Genomic DNA, 15,246 nt, shown 5'->3' with positions numbered 1-15,246 from the left:
GTGGTCGGGACGGGCGGGTCAGAAGCCGGGGATCGCAGCGACGATCAGGTCGACGAGCTTGATCCCGAGGAACGGAGCGATCACTCCGCCCAGCCCGTAGACCAGGAGGTTGCGGCTGAGGATGCGCGAGGCGGCGACCGGGCGGTACGCCACTCCCCGCAGCGCGAGCGGGATCAGCACGACGATCACCAGCGCGTTGAACACGATCGCCGAGAGGATCGCCGAGGCCGGCGAGTGCAGCTGCATCACGTTCAGCACCGCGAGCCCGGGGAAGACCCCCGCGAACATCGCCGGGATGATCGCGAAGTACTTCGCCACGTCGTTCGCGATCGAGAACGTGGTGAGCGCGCCGCGGGTGATCAGCAGCTGCTTGCCGATCCGCACGATGTCGATGAGCTTGGTGGGGTCGGAGTCGAGGTCGACCATGTTGCCCGCCTCCTTCGCCGCCGAGGTGCCGGTGTTCATCGCCACGCCCACGTCGGCCTGCGCGAGGGCCGGGGCGTCGTTGGTGCCGTCGCCGGTCATCGCGACCAGCGCGCCGCCCTTCTGCTCGCGCCGGATCAGGGCGAGCTTGTCCTCGGGGGTCGCCTCGGCGAGGTAGTCGTCGACTCCCGCCTCCGCCGCGATCGCCTTCGCGGTCAGCGGGTTGTCGCCCGTGATCATCACGGTGCGGATGCCCATCGCGCGCAGCTCCGAGAAGCGCTCGGCGAGCCCGTCCTTCACCACGTCCTTCAGGTGCACGACGCCGAGCAGGCGGGCGCCGTGGGCGTCCTTCACCGCGACGACCAGGGGCGTGCCGCCGCTCTCCGAGACACCGTCGACGAGCACCGTGAGGCGCGCCGCGACCGCAGACGGCAGCGGCCCCTCCTCCTCCACCCAGGCGCGCACGGCCGAGCCGGCGCCCTTGCGGATGGAGGAGCCGTCGGGGAGGTCGAGCCCGCTCATCCGGGTCTGCGCGGTGAACGGCACCACGGCGGCCTGAGCGGGCTCGACGGCGGGACGGCCCGAGTCGCCCGCGAGGTCGACGATCGACTTCCCCTCGGGTGTCGGGTCGCTGAGCGAGGAGGAGGCGGCCGCGTCGACGAGGGCGGCCTGCGCCACTCCGTCGAGCGGGAGGAACGCCACCGCGCGGCGGTTGCCGTAGGTGATGGTCCCCGTCTTGTCGAGCAGGAGCGTCGTGACGTCGCCCGCCGCCTCCACCGCCCGGCCGGACATCGCGAGCACGTTGCGCTGCACGAGCCGGTCCATGCCGGCGATGCCGATGGCCGAGAGGAGGGCGCCGATGGTGGTCGGGATGAGGCAGACGAGCAGGGCGACCAGCACCGGGACGCTCACGGAGGCTCCTGCGAACGAGGCGATCGGGTTCAGGGTCAGCACGACCACGACGAACACGATCGAGAGGCTCGCCAGGAGGATGTCGAGCGCGATCTCGTTCGGCGTCTTCTGCCGCGACGCGCCCTCGACCAGGCCGATCATCCGGTCGACGAAGGTCTCGCCCGGCCGCGAGGTGATGCGCACCACGATCCGGTCCGAGAGCACTCGCGTGCCGCCCGTCACCGCGCTGCGGTCGCCCCCGCTCTCGCGGACGACCGGCGCCGACTCGCCCGTGATCGCCGACTCGTCGATGGAGGCGATGCCCCAGACGATGTCGCCGTCGCCGGGGACGAGGTCGCCCGCCTCCGCCACGACCACGTCGCCCAGCTGCAGCTCGGCCGAGGAGACCTCGACCAGGCGGGCCGACAGGGCGGAGGGGTCCGCGGGGTCGTAGTCCGTCACGCGCCGGGCCGGAGTGCTGGTGCGGGTGGCGCGCAGGCTCTCGGCCTGCGCCTTGCCGCGGCCCTCGGCCACCGACTCCGCGAGGTTCGCGAACACCACGGTGAGCCAGAGCCAGATCGCGATGCCGGCCGTGAAGGTGCCGGGCACCGTCGATCCGCCCGACTCCTCCGGCCCGCCGAGGAACGGCTCGGCGATCGCCAGCACCGTGGTCAGCGCGGCGCCGACCTCGACGATGAACATCACGGGGTTGCGCCACATCAGGCGCGGATCGAGCTTGCGCAGCGCTCCGGGGAGGGCGGAGGCGAGCTGGCGCGGCCCGAGGGCGGCGCGGGTGGGGCGCGCGGGTTCCGCGGGGGCCTCGGTGAGTGCAGTGGTCATCGGAGTCGCAGTCCTTCCGCCAGGGGGCCCAGCGCGAGTACGGGGAAGTAGGTGAGCGCGGTCACGACGACCGTGACGCCCACGAGGAGGCCGACGAACTGCGGCCGGTGGGTGGGCAGCGTGCCGGCGCTGGAGGGCACCGGCGACTGCGCCGCGAGCGAGCCGGCCAGGGCGAGCACCAGCAGGATCGGGAGGAAGCGGCCGAGGAGCATCGCGACGCCGAGCGCCGTGTTGAGCCAGGGCGTGTTCGCCGTCAGCCCCGCGAACGCCGAGCCGTTGTTGTTGGACGCGGAGGTGAAGGCGTAGAGCACCTCCGAGAGCCCGTGCAGCCCGGGGTTCAGGATCGACGTGCTCTCCACGTCCTCCCGCACCGCCGGGATCGCGAAGCTCAGGGCCGTGCCGGCCAGCACGAGCGTCGGCGTCACGAGGATGTAGAGGCTCGCGAGCTTGATCTCGCGCGGGCCGAGCTTCTTTCCCAGGTACTCGGGCGTCCGGCCGACCAGCAGCCCGCCGACGAACACGGCCAGCACCGCGAGCACGAGCATCCCGTAGAGGCCCGAGCCGACGCCGCCGGGGGCGACCTCGCCGAGCATCATGTTGAGCATCGGCAGCATGCCGCCGAGCGCGGTGAAGGAGTCGTGCATCGCGTTGACGGCGCCGGTCGAGGTGAGCGTCGAGGCGGTCGCGTAGAGGGCGGAGCCGGCGATGCCGAAGCGCGTCTCCTTGCCCTCCATCGCAGCTCCGGCGGCCTGTGCCGCGGATCCGCCGCCCGCCGCCTCCAGCGCGGTGAGGGCCGCGAGCGACACGACGAAGATCGTCGCCATCGCCGCGAGGATCGCGCGGCCCTGCCGCACGTCGCCGACCATCCGGCCGAAGGTGCGCGGCAGCGAGAACGGGATCGCGAGGATCAGCACGATCTGCAGCAGCGACACCCACGCCGAGGGGTTCTCGAACGGGTGCGCGGAGTTGGCGTTGAAGTAGCCGCCGCCGTTGGTGCCGAGCAGCTTGATCGCCTCCTGCGAGGCCACCGCGCCGCCCGGGATGCTCTGCTCGCCGCCGGTGAGCGTGGTCACCGTCAGCGGGCCGTTCAGGTTCTGGATCACGCCGCCCGCGATCATCACGACCGCCGCCACCACCGCGAGGGGCAGCAGGAGGCGCAGCGTGCCGCGCACGAGGTCGACCCAGAAGTTGCCGAGCGTTCCGGAGGAGCGGCGCGCGAATCCGCGGATCAGCGCCACCGCCACGGCCAGGCCCACGGCCGCCGAGACGAAGTTCTGCACGGCGAGGCCGCCGAGCTGCACCGCGAAGCCGAGGGTCGCCTCCGGGGAGTAGGACTGCCAGTTGGTGTTGGTGACGAACGAGACGGCGGTGTTGAACGCCAGCCCCTCCGGCACCGCGGGCAGGCCGAGGGAGCCGGGCAGGACCGCCTGGAGGCGCTGCATCCCGTAGAGCAGGAGCACGCCGACGAGCGAGAAGGCCAGCACGGCCCGGAGGTAGGCGCGCCAGCTCTGCTCGCCCGCGGAGTCGACGCCGATGAGGCGGTAGACGCCGCGCTCGAGGGCGAGGTCGCGCGTCGAGGTGTAGACGCGGAACATGTGGTCGCCGAGGGGGCGGTGGAGGAGGGCGACGGCCAGGCCGACGGTCGCGACCTGGAGGACGGCGAGGAGCGGATCCATCAGAAGCGCTCCGGTCGGATCAGGGCCGCGACGAGGTAGACGACGGCGGCGAGCGCCAGCACGGCCGCCAGGGCGTCGAAGACGATCACCGGCCCGCCTCCTTCCCGCGGGTCCCGCGGGTCGCCGAGGGGGGCGGTCCGCCCAGCCGCTCGACCCCCTTCGCGGCGAGAGCGATGAGCGAGAAGAGGGCGAGCACGCCGAGGAGGTAGGCGAGGTCGAGCACGGAGGACTCCATCCGGGGAGCGGACGACGCCCGGGACCGGACGCCTGCCGGGAAGCGGCACAGGAAGCGATGCAACACCTCGCGGGGGCCCCTCGGAGCGGTCCTCACGGTTCCCCTACGGCCCGGCCCGGAGTCCTCGCGTTTCCCTCACGCGGACGGCGGCGGGCGCCCGGCGGAGGAGCGCGAGCCGGGCGGGAGCCGAGCGGTGAGAGCGTTCTCCCCCAGCAACGGCGGGGGTCGACGTCCCGAAGATCACATTTCGGCATCGCCTGGACAAATTCGCCGCCCGCGCTTTACTCGCCCCGATCGAAGGAATATGTTCTCTCCGTGGACAAAGCCCCTCGGGGCTCTCCCGCCCTCCCGGGCGACGACACGACGACGTGCGCCACACGTGCACGCCTCTTGTCGTCCTCTCCCTCGGACACTGCTTTCAGAGAGGAATGCACTCCATGAAGTTCTCCCGCGGCATCACCACGCTGGCCGCCGCCGGCATCATCTCCCTCGGCCTCGCGGCCTGTTCCGCGAGCCCCGCCAACTCCGGAGGCGCCGCTGCCGGCGCCGGCGCGGAAGGCGACTGCACCGTCGGCATCTCGATGCCCACGCGCAGCCTCGAGCGCTGGATCAACGACGGCGAAGGCCTCCAGTCGCAGCTCGAGGGCGACGGCTGCACCGTCGACCTCCAGTACGCCGACAACAAGACCGATCAGCAGATCTCGCAGATCCAGAACCAGATCGCCGGCGGCTCCAAGATCCTGGTCATCGCCGCGATCGACGGCGAGGCGCTCGCGCCCGTCCTCGCCGAGGCGAAGAAGCAGAACGCCACCGTCATCGCCTACGACCGTCTCATCAACGGCACCGCGGACGTCGACTACTACGCGACCTTCGACAACTACAAGGTCGGCCAGCTCCAGGGCCAGTACATCGAGTCGACCCTCGACCTGAAGAACGCCGCGGGTCCCTTCACCCTCGAGCCCTTCGCCGGCAGCCCCGACGACAACAACGCGAAGTTCTTCTTCTCCGGCGCGTGGGACGTCCTGCAGCCCTACATCGAGAGCGGCAAGCTCACCGTCCCCTCGGGCAAGTCGCCCGCGTCGGACGACGACTGGGCCTCGATCGGCATCCAGGGCTGGGCCTCCGACAAGGCGCAGTCCGAGATGGACAACCGCCTCTCGTCCTTCTACACCGGCGGCCAGAAGGTCGACGTCGTGCTCTCCCCCAACGACAGCCTGGCCATCGGCATCGAGGCCTCGCTGAAGTCGGCCGGCTACACCCCCGGCGCCGACTACCCGGTCATCACCGGCCAGGACGCCGACAAGGCCAACGTCAAGGCGATCCTCGCCGACGAGCAGTCCATGACGGTCTGGAAGGACACCCGCACCCTCGGCGACCGCGTCTTCCAGATGGTGCAGTCGATCGTCGCGGGCGAGGAGCCCGAGGTCAACGACACCGAGACCTACGACAACGGCGAGAAGGTCGTCCCGTCCTACCTGCTGGAGCCGCAGGTCGTCACGAAGGACGACGTGCAGTCGGTCCTCGTCGACTCCGGCTTCCTCAAGGCCGGCGACGTCGGACTCTGATCCGTCGGGCGGGGGCGGGGAGGAGCGATCCTCCCCGCCCCCGCCTCCCCGTCCGCACACCACTCCCCCCCAACGAAGTGAGGCCCTGTTGGCCAGTCCCATCCTCATCATGCGCGACATCGTCAAGGAGTTCGGCGGCGGCGTCCGCGCCCTCGACGGCGTCTCGCTCTCGGTCCAGCCCGGCGAGGTCCACGCCATCTGCGGCGAGAACGGCGCCGGCAAGTCGACCCTGATGAAAGTCCTCTCCGGCGTGTACCCGTACGGCAGCTTCGAGGGCACCATCGAGTTCGAGGGCGAGGAGGCGCAGTACCGGTCGATCAACGACAGCGAGGCCGACGGCATCGTGATCATCCACCAGGAGCTCGCCCTCAGCCCCTACCTCTCCATCGCCGAGAACATCTTCCTCGGCAACGAGAAGTCGACCCGCGGCGTCATCAACTGGAACGCGACCAACGCGGAGGCGGCCAAGCTGCTCGCCCGCGTCGGCCTCGCCGAGAGCCCCGCGACCAAGATCCTCGAGCTCGGCGTCGGCAAGCAGCAGCTCGTCGAGATCGCCAAGGCCCTCGCCAAGGAGGTGAAGCTCCTCATCCTCGACGAGCCCACCGCCGCCCTCAACGACGAGGACAGCGACCACCTGCTCGGCCTGATCGACCAGCTCCGCAAGCAGGGCATCACCTGCATCATCATCAGCCACAAGCTGAAGGAGATCCGCGCCATCGCGGACACCGTCACGATCATCCGCGACGGCCGCACCATCGAGAGCTTCCCGATGGCCGGCGAGGAGGCGTCCGAGAGCCGGATCATCCGCGCGATGGTCGGCCGCGACCTCAACAGCATGTTCCCGCCGCGCGACCCGCAGATCGGCGAGGAGAAGCTGCGCGTCGAGAACTGGACGGTCCACCACCCGGTCGACATCAACCGCGTGGTCGTCGACGACGCCTCCTTCACCGTCCGCGCCGGCGAGATCGTCGGCTTCGCGGGCCTGATGGGTGCCGGACGCACCGAGCTCGCGATGAGCATCTTCGGGAGGAGCTACGGCACCGGCATCTCCGGCCGCGTCTACAAGGACGGCAAGGAGATCCAGACCCGCACCGTCGACGAGGCGATCCGCAACGGCCTCGCCTACGCGACCGAGGACCGCAAGCGCTACGGGCTCAACCTCATCGGCGACATCACCGTCAACGTCTCGGCCGCCGCGCTCTCGCGCCTGGCCCGGCTCGGCGTGATCGACAAGCACCGCGAGTACAAGGTCGCCGACTCGTACCGATCGAAGATGAACATCAAGGCGCCGACCGTCTCGGCCGTCACGGGGAAGCTCTCCGGCGGCAACCAGCAGAAGGTCGTCCTCTCGAAGTGGATCTTCTCCGGTCCCGACGTGCTGATCCTCGACGAGCCCACCCGCGGCATCGACGTGGGAGCCAAGTACGAGATCTACGGGATCATCAACGAGCTCGCGGCCCAGGGCAAGGCGGTCGTCGTCATCTCGTCCGAGCTGCCCGAGCTGATCGGCCTCGCCGACCGCATCTACACCATCTCCGAGGGACGGATCACCGGCGAGATCGATCGCGCCGACGCCACCCAGGAGCACCTCATGCACTACATGACCGCCGGAAAGGAACAGGCCCGATGAGCGCCACGACCACCACAGCGCCGGCGGACACGCCCGCCAACACGCCCTCCACCCCGCCCAAGCGCTCGCGCCGGCTGAACATCAACCTCCGGCAGTACGGCATCCTCGCCGCGCTGGCCATCATCGTCCTGCTCTTCCAGGTGCTGACCGGCGGGCGCCTGCTCCTGCCCGGCAACGTCAACAACCTGATCCAGCAGAACGCCTACGTGCTGATCCTCGCGATCGGCATGGTGATGGTCATCATCGCCGGCCACATCGACCTCTCGGTCGGCTCGGTCGTGGCGATGGTCGGCGCCATCTCGGCGATCGCGATGAACAACTGGGGCCTGCCCTGGTGGGCGGCCGTCGTCGTCGCCCTCGTCACCGGCGCCGCCGTCGGAGCATGGCAGGGCTTCTGGGTCGCCTTCGTCGGCATACCGGCGTTCATCGTGACCCTCGCGGGCATGCTGATCTTCCGCGGCTTCACCCTCGTCCTCCTCACCGGCGGAACGATCAACGGCCTCCCCACCGAGTTCACCGCGATCGGCGCCGGCTGGCTGCCGGGCGTCCTCGGCGGCATCGCCGGGCGCGACGCGCTCACCCTGGTCCTCGGCCTGATCGTCTGCGTCGTCCTCGTGGCCCAGCAGCTCCGCAGCCGCGCGACCCTCCGCCGCCTCGAGCTGCCCCGCGAGCCCATCGGCTCGCTGGTCGCGAAGTCGGCCATCGCCGTCATCGCGATCATGGCCCTCTCCTGGCTGCTCGCCGGCTACAGCGGAACCCCGATCATCCTGATCGTGCTCGCCGTGCTGATCCTCGCCTACAGCTTCGTGCTGGGCCGGACGGTCTTCGGCCGCCACATCTACGCGATGGGCGGCAACCTGTTCGCCGCGATGATGTCCGGCGTCAAGACGAAGTGGGTCAACTTCTTCATCTTCGTCAACATGGGCGCACTGGCCGGAGTCGCGGGCATCGTCAGCACCGCCCGCGCCGGCGGTGCGGTCGCCTCGGCCGGACAGAACTACGAGCTGGACGCGATCGCCGCGGTCTTCATCGGCGGCGCCGCCGTCCAGGGAGGCGTGGGCACCGTCGTCGGAGCCGTCATCGGCGGACTCGTGATGGGCGTGCTCAACATGGGCCTGTCCATCCTCTCGGTCGACGCGGCCTGGCAGATGGCGATCAAGGGCTTCGTGCTCCTGCTCGCGGTGGCGTTCGACATCTTCAACAAGCGCCGCGCCGGCGGCCGCTAGACGAACGCCGGGCGCCGCCCAGCGGCGCTCCTCGTCCTTCTCTTCTACAGTTCTCGGGCGCGGCTTCTCCTCGGGGGAGCCGCGCCCGAGTGCATCCGAGACCCGTCGGGGTCCAGCGACAGGCAGGCGATCATGGCAGGAGCAGTCGGAGCCTCCAGCAACGCGCTGCTGCGCCGCACGAACCTCGCGAGCCTCGCGACCCTGGTGCACCGCTCCGGTCCCACCAGCCGCGCCGAGCTCGGCCGCCTCACCGGGCTGAACCGCTCCGCCGTCGCGAACCTCGTCGGCGAGCTGAGCGAGCTCGGCTGGGTGGCGGAGGAGACCACCGCGCCCGACGGCCGCATCGGCCGCCCCAGCGCCACCGTCGTCCCCGGCGACCGGTTCGCGGCCGTGGGCGTCCACCTCGACACCGACGCGATCATCGTCGGCCTGGTCGGGCTGCACGGCGAGCTGCTCCGCCGCGTCCGCTTCGACACCCCCAAGCCCGCGAGCCCGGCCACGGTGGTCCGCGTCGTCACCGGCATCGTCGAGGGCTTCCGCTCCGAGCGGGAGTCGCTCCGCACGCTGGTCGGCGCGGGCGTCGCCGTCCCCGGCCTCGTCCAGGCCGACTCCGGCTTCGTCCACCGCGCCCCGCACCTGGGCTGGCGCGACGTCGACCTCGCCACCCAGCTGAGCCGCGCCCTCGACCTCCCGGTCGCCGTCGGCAACGACGCGACCCTCGGCGCCATCGGCGAGTCCCTCTTCGGAGCCGCGCACGGCGTGGCCGACGTCGTCTACGTCACCGGCGGCGCGGGCGGCATCGGCGGAGGAGTCATCATCGGCGGCGTCCCGCTCCAGGGCTCCTCGGGGTTCGCGGCCGAGCTGGGCCACACCCTCGTCGCCACGAACGGCCGCCTCTGCGGCTGCGGCCGGCGCGGCTGCCTCGAGGCCGAGGTCCGGATGCGCTCCCTCCTCGACGTCCTCGGCGCCCGCGTCCTCGACCAGGACGAGCTCGACATCGCCCTGGGCACCTCCCGCGACCCCGCCGTCCTCGGCGAGGTCGCCCGCCAGGTCGACCTGCTCTCGGAGGGCCTGTCCACCTACATCAACCTCTTCAACCCCACCGCGGTCGTGCTCGGCGGCTTCCTCGGCTCGCTGCTCACCGTCGACCGCGAGCGCCTCGCCGCCCGCGTCTCCGCCCGGGCTCTGAGCGACCTCGCACGCGGCGTGCGGATCGAGCGGGCCGCCCTGCGCTCGAGGCTGGAACTCGTCGGCGCCGCGGAGCTACCCTGGCGGCGGGCGCTGGCGGATCCCGCCGCCGTCACCGCGGGCGCACAGCCGCCGGGTGGGAGCAGCAGCCGCGAGGACGCTCTGGGCGCCCGCGCCTGACCCCGGCACTCGAGTGCCGGCACCGCGTCGAGGAGGACGAGCATGGCCGACTGGAACGACACGATCATCGAGGAGTTCCGCGCGAACGGCGGGACCGTGACCACGGGCGGCTTCGGGAGGAGCCTCGTGCTGGTGCACCACCGCGGCGCCCGCTCCGGTGAGGAGCGCGTGACTCCGCTGATGGCGCTGCACCCCTCCGAGGACGTCTGGCTGCTCGCCGCGTCCGCGGCCGGTGCGCCGAAGCACCCCGCCTGGTTCCACAACACGATCGCCCACCCGGACCTGGCGATCGAGACCCCCGACGACGGCACCGTCGACGTCCGGGCGCGCGTCCTCGCCGGGGAGGAGCGCGACGCCGGCTGGGCCCGCTTCACCACCGCCTCCGCCGGCTTCCTCGACTACGAGAAGCGCACCACCCGCATCATCCCGGTCGTGGAGCTCACCCGCCGCTGACCGCGGCTCGTCAGCGCAGCAGCACGGGCACCGTGTCCGGCGTGCTCCAGCTCAGCGCGATCCGCTCGCGGAAGCCGCCGCTGCGCAGCTCCGCCTCGAGCGCGTCGATCACCACGGGGAGCAGCGCGCGCCGCTCGATCAGCAGGTCGAGCACGAGCCGGTCGCCGGCCGTCAGCAGCACCGGGCCCGATCCGGGCAGCACCGCGATCCACTGGCACTCCCCCACCTGCACGCTCCGGTGCCGGCGGAGGCGTCGGAGCAGCTCGGGCAGCGCCTGCGGATCGAGGGCGGACACGTCGGCACGGAGGGCGATCACCCCGCGAGCGTGCCCGCGCCGGACGACCTCGCGCCGACCTCCCGGTGAACACCGCCCCTCCGCGGGACGCCGTCCGCGAGAACGACACGACAGGAGCCCGCCCCGCGGCGCACCGCACCCGGGAACGGGAGAAGCCCCCGACCGGACATCCGATCGGGGGCTTCTCCTCTGGTTCTCTCGAACCCGGTTCTCTCGAACTCCGGTTCTCGTGAACTCTGGTGCGCGAGGGGGGAGTTGAACCCCCACGCCCTTTCGGGCACACGGACCTGAACCGTGCGCGTCTGCCTATTCCGCCACTCGCGCTCACCAGCGGCACCGAAGCGCCGACGAGAAATCGTAGCATCCCCCGGCCCCCGAGCCGAACCGGCGCTCACCGTCCCGGGCCGCCGCTCCCCCGGGAGCCGCCGCCGAGCCGCCCCGGTGAGAGCGCGCACACGGCAGTCCGGCCGCGAAACCACTGCGGAGGATCGCGCATCCAGACCATCCCAGTAACATGCCCGTAGCCGTGCGCGGCGCAGACCAAGAAGAGGAAGCGGCGACGGGCGCGCAGACATCTCGATCCGTGCGCGACCGCCGAGAAGGCGAAGAACCGGAAGATCGGAAGACTGTGGGCATACTGGACAACTTCGAGAAGGGACTCGAGCGCGTCGTCAACGGCGCGTTCGCGCGGACCTTCAAGTCGGGTCTGCAGCCGGTCGAGCTCGCCTCCGCCCTCCGCCGGGAGCTCGACACCTCCGCCGCCGTGGTCAGCCGCGACCGCATCCTCGTCCCCAACAGCCTCGTCCTGCGGATGTCCGCGACCGACCTCGACCGGATGCAGCGCCTCGGCGCCACGCTGATCGACGAGCTCACCACGGTCGCCACCGAGCACGCCACCAAGCAGGGCTTCCGCTTCCCCGGCCCGATCGACATCTCCCTCGCCGTCGATCCGGCGCTCAGCGACGGCATGGTCGAGGTCGACTCCCGCAGCGTGAAGGGCACCGTCGCCTACACGCCCGTCCTCGACATCGACGGCCGGCGCCACCCGATCACGAAGGCGCGCACCGTCATCGGCCGCGGCAGCGACGCCGACATCACCGTCGACGACTCGGGCACGTCCCGCAAGCACGTCGAGATCCTCTGGGACGGCTCCCGCGCCCAGGTGCACGACCTCGGGTCCACGAACGGCTCCAAGCTCGACGGCCGGCCCGTCACGCAGGCGCCCCTGGCCCCCGAGCAGACCATCACGATCGGGCGCACCTCGATCGTCTACCGCGTCGTGCAGGGCTCCGCGCCCGCACGCACCGACCGCCCGTCGTCCGGCAGGGCAGCCGGACGCGGTTCCGAGGGATTCTGGGACGACCGGCTATGAGCGAGCTCACTCTCTTCCTCCTGCGCATCGCGTTCCTCGCGCTGCTGTGGTTCTTCGTGTTCGGCATCGTCTACGCGCTGCGCTCCGACCTGTTCGGGCAGCGCGTGCGCAAGCTGCCGCCCGGCGCGCAGGCCGCGTCCCCCGAGGCCCCGTTCGTGACGGCGGCCCAGCCCGTGGTCGCCGCGGCCGCCGCGGCTCCCACGCCCGCGCAGCCCGCCTCTCCGTCGGCCCCCTCGGCCCGGAGGAGCCGAGAGGCCGCCGCCGAGCGCGCCGAGCAGGGAGGCGCCGCCACGGTCCACACGGCGCAGCGCCTCGTGATCACCTCGGGCCCCAAGCGGGGCACCGAGCTCGAGCTGACCGGCGACCCGCTGACGATCGGCCGCTCCGCGGAGTCGACGCTGGTCATCCGCGACGACTACACCTCGACCCACCACGCGCGCCTGCTCCTCTGGAACGACGAGTGGATGATCCAGGACCTCGACTCCACCAACGGCACCTTCCTCGACGGCCGCCGCGTCGGCGCGCCCACCAAGGTGCCGCTGGACACGCCCGTGAAGGTCGGCACCACCACCTTCGAACTGCGGCGGTCGTAGCGCGTGGCCCCCACTCCGGAGAGCGGCTCCGGCCACGGCGCGGTGCGCGAGAGCGCCGCCGTCTCGCACGTCGGCAGGATCCGCTCGAACAACCAGGACTCCGGCTACGCGGGCCGGCAGCTCTTCGTCGTCGCCGACGGCATGGGCGGTCACGCGGGCGGCGACGTCGCCTCCTCCATCGCGATCAAGCGCATCGCGGAGGCGGACCGCGTCTACGCCTCCACCTACGAGGCCGAGGACGAGCTCAAGCGCACCCTGCTGGCGGCCAACACCCTGCTGGCCGACGCCGTGGTCGACCACCCCGAGCTCACCGGCATGGGCACCACCGTCAGCGCGATCGCCCGCGTCGGCGAGTCGGTGGCGATCGCGCACATCGGCGACTCCCGCATCTACGTCCTCCGCGACGGCCGGCTCGAGCAGGTCACGACGGACCACACCTTCGTGCAGCGCCTCGTCGACTCCGGCCGCATCACGGAGGAGGAGGCGATGACGCATCCGCGCCGCTCCGTCCTGATGCGGGTCCTCGGCGACGTGCACACCAACCCCGAGATCGACACGCTCACGCTCGAGACCGAGCCGCACGACCGCTGGCTGATCTGCTCCGACGGCCTCTCCGGCGTCGTCCCGCACGACGAGATCCTCAAGGAGCTCAGCCGCGACGAGACCGCCCAGCAGGTGGCCGACCGCCTGATCCGCGACAGCCTCTCGCACGGCGCCCCGGACAACGTCACCGTCGTCGTCCTCGACATCCCCGGGGCGGGCGACACCGCGCGCATCCTCGCCCCCGTGGAGGAGCCGGTGGTCGTCGGATCCGCCGCCGCGCCCACGCCCTTCAGCACCGACGACTCGCAGAACCGCGTCCGGATCCCCGGCCTCCGCCTGCACACCCGGGCTCCCGCCGCGCAGGGCCCCACCCACTTCGAGCCCGCGTCCGAGGACTACCTCGACGAGCTGATCGAGGAGGACCGCCGCCGGCACCTGCGCCGCCGCATCACCTGGCTCGTCGGCCTGTCCCTCGTGCTCATCATCGGATTCCTCGGGATCCTCTTCGCCTACGACTGGACGCAGTCGCGCTTCTACGTCGGCACCGACGGGGACACCGTGATCATCTACCAGGGCATCCAGCAGTCGGTCGGCCCGCTCTCGCTCTCGGAGGTGAAGGAGGACACGGGAATCCCGCTCGACTCCCTCCGCGCCTACGACGTCGAGCAGCTGGAGCAGACGATCAGCGCCGACTCCTACGCCGGCGCGGTCGACATCGTCGAGCGCCTCACGGACGCGAACGGAGCACCATGACGGACGCCGCCACGGCCACCGCCCGCCCCGCCCCCGAGCGGCAGGGCTTCTTCCGCCAGAAGCTGCGCAATCTCGAGCTCCTGCTCCTGATCGGCGCATGCCTCATCGACGCCGGCGCGATCGTGCTCGTGCAGCTCGGCGCCCTCGGCTCGATCGACACCACGCTGGTCTCGCTGGGCGCCGGCCTCTCGGCGCTCGTGCTCGCCGTGCACGTCGTGCTGCGCTTCGCGGCCCCGGCGGCCGACCCCTTCCTCCTCCCGATCGCCACCGTGCTGAACGGCCTGGGCGTCGCCGAGATCTACCGGATCGACATCGCCGACGGCGCGACCGGCTGGGAGTCGGTGGCGGTGCGGCAGATCTTCTGGAGCGCCCTGGCCGTCGTGGCGGCGATCGTGGTGCTGCTGGTCATCCGCAACCACCGCGTGCTGTTCCGCTACACCTACGTCGCCGGGTTCGCGGCGATCGTGCTGCTCCTGCTGCCGCTCCTGCCCTTCATCGGCCGCGAGGTCAGCGGCGCGCGTGTGTGGATCGGGATCGGCGACGTGGCGAGCTTCCAGCCCGGCGAGATCGCCAAGATCGCCCTCGCGGTCTTCTTCGCCGGCTACCTCGTGCGCAACCGCGACTCCCTCTCGATGGTGGGCCGCACCGTCCTCGGGATGCGCTTCCCGCGCCTGCGCGACCTCGGCCCGATCCTGGTGGTCTGGGCGGTCACGATGGGCGTCATCGTCTTCCAGCGCGACCTGGGGACGGCGCTGCTCTACTTCGGCCTGTTCCTGGTCATGCTCTACGTCGCGACCGGCCGCACCAGCTGGGTCCTCATCGGCGTCGGCCTGTTCCTCGGCGGCGCGCTGCTGGCGAGCCAGACGCTCGACTACGTGGGCAACCGCTTCGCCAACTGGCTCGAGCCCTTCAGCGCCGAGCGCTACGGGGCGGATCCGGGCGGCAGCTACCAGCTCGTGCAGGGCCTCTTCGGCCTCGCGCACGGCGGGCTGCTCGGCACGGGCCTCGGCCAGGGGATGCCGGATCTCACGCCGGTCCCGCAGTCCGACTACATCATCGCCAGCCTCGGCGAGGAGCTGGGCCTCGCCGGGCTCTTCGCGATCTTCGGCCTCTACCTCCTGCTGGTCTCGCGCGGGTTCCGCATCGGCTTCGCCGGGCAGGACGACTTCGGGCGCCTCCTGGGAGTCGGCCTCTCGTTCGTGATCGCCCTGCAGTGCTTCATCGTCATCGGAGGCGTCACCCGTGTCATCCCGCTGACCGGCCTGACCACGCCGTTCCTCGCCGCCGGCGGCTCCTCCCTCGTGGCGAACTGGATGATCGTGGCGGTGCTGCTGCGCCTGTCCGACACAGTCCGCAGTCAGCCTCGTCTGGTGGTGTGATCCG

General features: G+C 71.4%; 14 protein-coding genes and 1 tRNA gene. 9 read left to right on the top strand and 6 right to left on the bottom strand.

The features are described from left to right. Positions 1-18: 18 nt before the first annotated feature. The 4 genes from kdpB to C5C71_RS17445 are packed head-to-tail and all read right to left on the bottom strand — an operon-like array spanning position 19 to position 4,065. Positions 19-2,154, bottom strand: coding sequence for a potassium-transporting ATPase subunit KdpB (kdpB, locus tag C5C71_RS02710; protein WP_104337105.1), 2,136 nt, complete (start codon positions 2,152-2,154; stop codon positions 19-21). Then, a complete protein-coding gene (gene kdpA, locus C5C71_RS02705; protein ID WP_104222651.1) occupies positions 2,151-3,830 on the bottom strand; it encodes a potassium-transporting ATPase subunit KdpA in 1,680 nt (559 codons plus the stop codon). The genes kdpB and kdpA overlap by 4 nt, the downstream gene beginning before the upstream one ends. Beyond that, positions 3,830-3,919: a K(+)-transporting ATPase subunit F gene (kdpF, locus tag C5C71_RS02700; RefSeq protein ID WP_068209492.1), complete on the bottom strand. Its 90-nt coding sequence runs from the start codon at positions 3,917-3,919 to the stop codon at positions 3,830-3,832. The genes kdpA and kdpF overlap by 1 nt, the downstream gene beginning before the upstream one ends. Then, positions 3,916-4,065 carry a hypothetical protein gene (locus C5C71_RS17445; RefSeq protein WP_181065636.1) on the bottom strand — a complete coding sequence of 50 codons (150 nt, stop codon included), beginning with the start codon at positions 4,063-4,065 and terminating at the stop codon, positions 3,916-3,918. Before C5C71_RS17445 ends, kdpF begins: the two co-directional genes overlap by 4 nt. Before the next feature lie 437 nt (positions 4,066-4,502). On the opposite strand from C5C71_RS17445, the gene chvE reads away from it, so the two are divergent. From chvE to C5C71_RS02675, 5 genes are all read left to right on the top strand, one after another. Beyond that, a complete protein-coding gene (chvE, locus tag C5C71_RS02695) occupies positions 4,503-5,630 on the top strand; it encodes a multiple monosaccharide ABC transporter substrate-binding protein (RefSeq protein ID WP_374952918.1) in 1,128 nt (375 codons plus the stop codon). 109 nt (positions 5,631-5,739) lie between these two features. Next, entirely contained in the window at positions 5,740-7,260 is a 1,521-nt protein-coding gene (mmsA, locus tag C5C71_RS02690; RefSeq protein ID WP_104255654.1) for a multiple monosaccharide ABC transporter ATP-binding protein, read from the top strand. Beyond that, positions 7,257-8,486 (top strand): multiple monosaccharide ABC transporter permease, encoded by a 1,230-nt coding sequence (gene mmsB / locus C5C71_RS02685; protein WP_104291955.1) that lies wholly within the window; start codon positions 7,257-7,259, stop codon positions 8,484-8,486. The genes mmsA and mmsB overlap by 4 nt, the downstream gene beginning before the upstream one ends. Before the next feature lie 132 nt (positions 8,487-8,618). Then, positions 8,619-9,854 carry an ROK family transcriptional regulator gene (locus C5C71_RS02680; protein WP_104233002.1) on the top strand — a complete coding sequence of 412 codons (1,236 nt, stop codon included), beginning with the start codon at positions 8,619-8,621 and terminating at the stop codon, positions 9,852-9,854. A gap of 42 nt (positions 9,855-9,896) precedes the next feature. Further along, a complete protein-coding gene (locus tag C5C71_RS02675) occupies positions 9,897-10,307 on the top strand; it encodes a nitroreductase/quinone reductase family protein (RefSeq protein ID WP_104255652.1) in 411 nt (136 codons plus the stop codon). A 10-nt stretch (positions 10,308-10,317) separates the two neighbouring features. Here C5C71_RS02675 and C5C71_RS02670 read toward each other — a convergent pair whose 3' ends face one another. Both C5C71_RS02670 and C5C71_RS02665 read right to left on the bottom strand, forming a co-directional pair. Further along, positions 10,318-10,623 (bottom strand): hypothetical protein, encoded by a 306-nt coding sequence (locus tag C5C71_RS02670; protein WP_104247543.1) that lies wholly within the window; start codon positions 10,621-10,623, stop codon positions 10,318-10,320. 216 nt (positions 10,624-10,839) lie between these two features. After that, positions 10,840-10,926 (bottom strand) — tRNA-Leu (locus tag C5C71_RS02665). A 304-nt stretch (positions 10,927-11,230) separates the two neighbouring features. Here C5C71_RS02665 and C5C71_RS02660 point away from each other — a divergent pair. Genes C5C71_RS02660 through C5C71_RS02645 form a run of 4 tightly spaced genes read left to right on the top strand, consistent with a single transcriptional unit; the run spans position 11,231 to position 15,242 of the window. Beyond that, positions 11,231-11,974 (top strand): DUF3662 and FHA domain-containing protein, encoded by a 744-nt coding sequence (locus tag C5C71_RS02660; RefSeq protein ID WP_104225775.1) that lies wholly within the window; start codon positions 11,231-11,233, stop codon positions 11,972-11,974. Next, the gene (locus C5C71_RS02655) at positions 11,971-12,567 is read left to right on the top strand and encodes an FHA domain-containing protein (RefSeq protein WP_104222659.1); all 597 of its coding nucleotides are present in this window, start codon (positions 11,971-11,973) and stop codon (positions 12,565-12,567) included. The genes C5C71_RS02660 and C5C71_RS02655 overlap by 4 nt, the downstream gene beginning before the upstream one ends. A 3-nt stretch (positions 12,568-12,570) precedes the next feature. Continuing rightward, the gene (locus C5C71_RS02650; RefSeq protein ID WP_244229533.1) at positions 12,571-13,863 is read left to right on the top strand and encodes a Stp1/IreP family PP2C-type Ser/Thr phosphatase; all 1,293 of its coding nucleotides are present in this window, start codon (positions 12,571-12,573) and stop codon (positions 13,861-13,863) included. Further along, positions 13,860-15,242, top strand: coding sequence for an FtsW/RodA/SpoVE family cell cycle protein (locus C5C71_RS02645; protein ID WP_104225777.1), 1,383 nt, complete (start codon positions 13,860-13,862; stop codon positions 15,240-15,242). Before C5C71_RS02650 ends, C5C71_RS02645 begins: the two co-directional genes overlap by 4 nt. The last annotated feature ends 4 nt before the right edge of the window (positions 15,243-15,246 follow it).

Origin of the sequence: Rathayibacter sp. AY1C1 (assembly GCF_002932105.1) — a bacterium.
Taxonomy (GTDB): domain Bacteria; phylum Actinomycetota; class Actinomycetes; order Actinomycetales; family Microbacteriaceae; genus Rathayibacter.
This window is presented reverse-complemented; position numbering and strand designations above follow the sequence as displayed.

Coding starts and splice junctions, on each gene's coding strand:
- chvE (WP_374952918.1), top strand. CDS start 4,503: ATGAAGTTCTCCCGCGGCATCACCACGCTGGCCGCCGCCGGCATCATC.
- mmsA (WP_104255654.1), top strand. CDS start 5,740: ATGCGCGACATCGTCAAGGAGTTCGGCGGCGGCGTCCGCGCCCTCGAC.
- kdpB (WP_104337105.1), bottom strand. CDS start 2,154: ATGACCACTGCACTCACCGAGGCCCCCGCGGAACCCGCGCGCCCCACC.
- C5C71_RS02645 (WP_104225777.1), top strand. CDS start 13,860: ATGACGGACGCCGCCACGGCCACCGCCCGCCCCGCCCCCGAGCGGCAG.
- C5C71_RS17445 (WP_181065636.1), bottom strand. CDS start 4,065: ATGGAGTCCTCCGTGCTCGACCTCGCCTACCTCCTCGGCGTGCTCGCC.
- mmsB (WP_104291955.1), top strand. CDS start 7,257: ATGAGCGCCACGACCACCACAGCGCCGGCGGACACGCCCGCCAACACG.
- C5C71_RS02655 (WP_104222659.1), top strand. CDS start 11,971: ATGAGCGAGCTCACTCTCTTCCTCCTGCGCATCGCGTTCCTCGCGCTG.
- kdpA (WP_104222651.1), bottom strand. CDS start 3,830: ATGGATCCGCTCCTCGCCGTCCTCCAGGTCGCGACCGTCGGCCTGGCC.
- C5C71_RS02680 (WP_104233002.1), top strand. CDS start 8,619: ATGGCAGGAGCAGTCGGAGCCTCCAGCAACGCGCTGCTGCGCCGCACG.
- C5C71_RS02675 (WP_104255652.1), top strand. CDS start 9,897: ATGGCCGACTGGAACGACACGATCATCGAGGAGTTCCGCGCGAACGGC.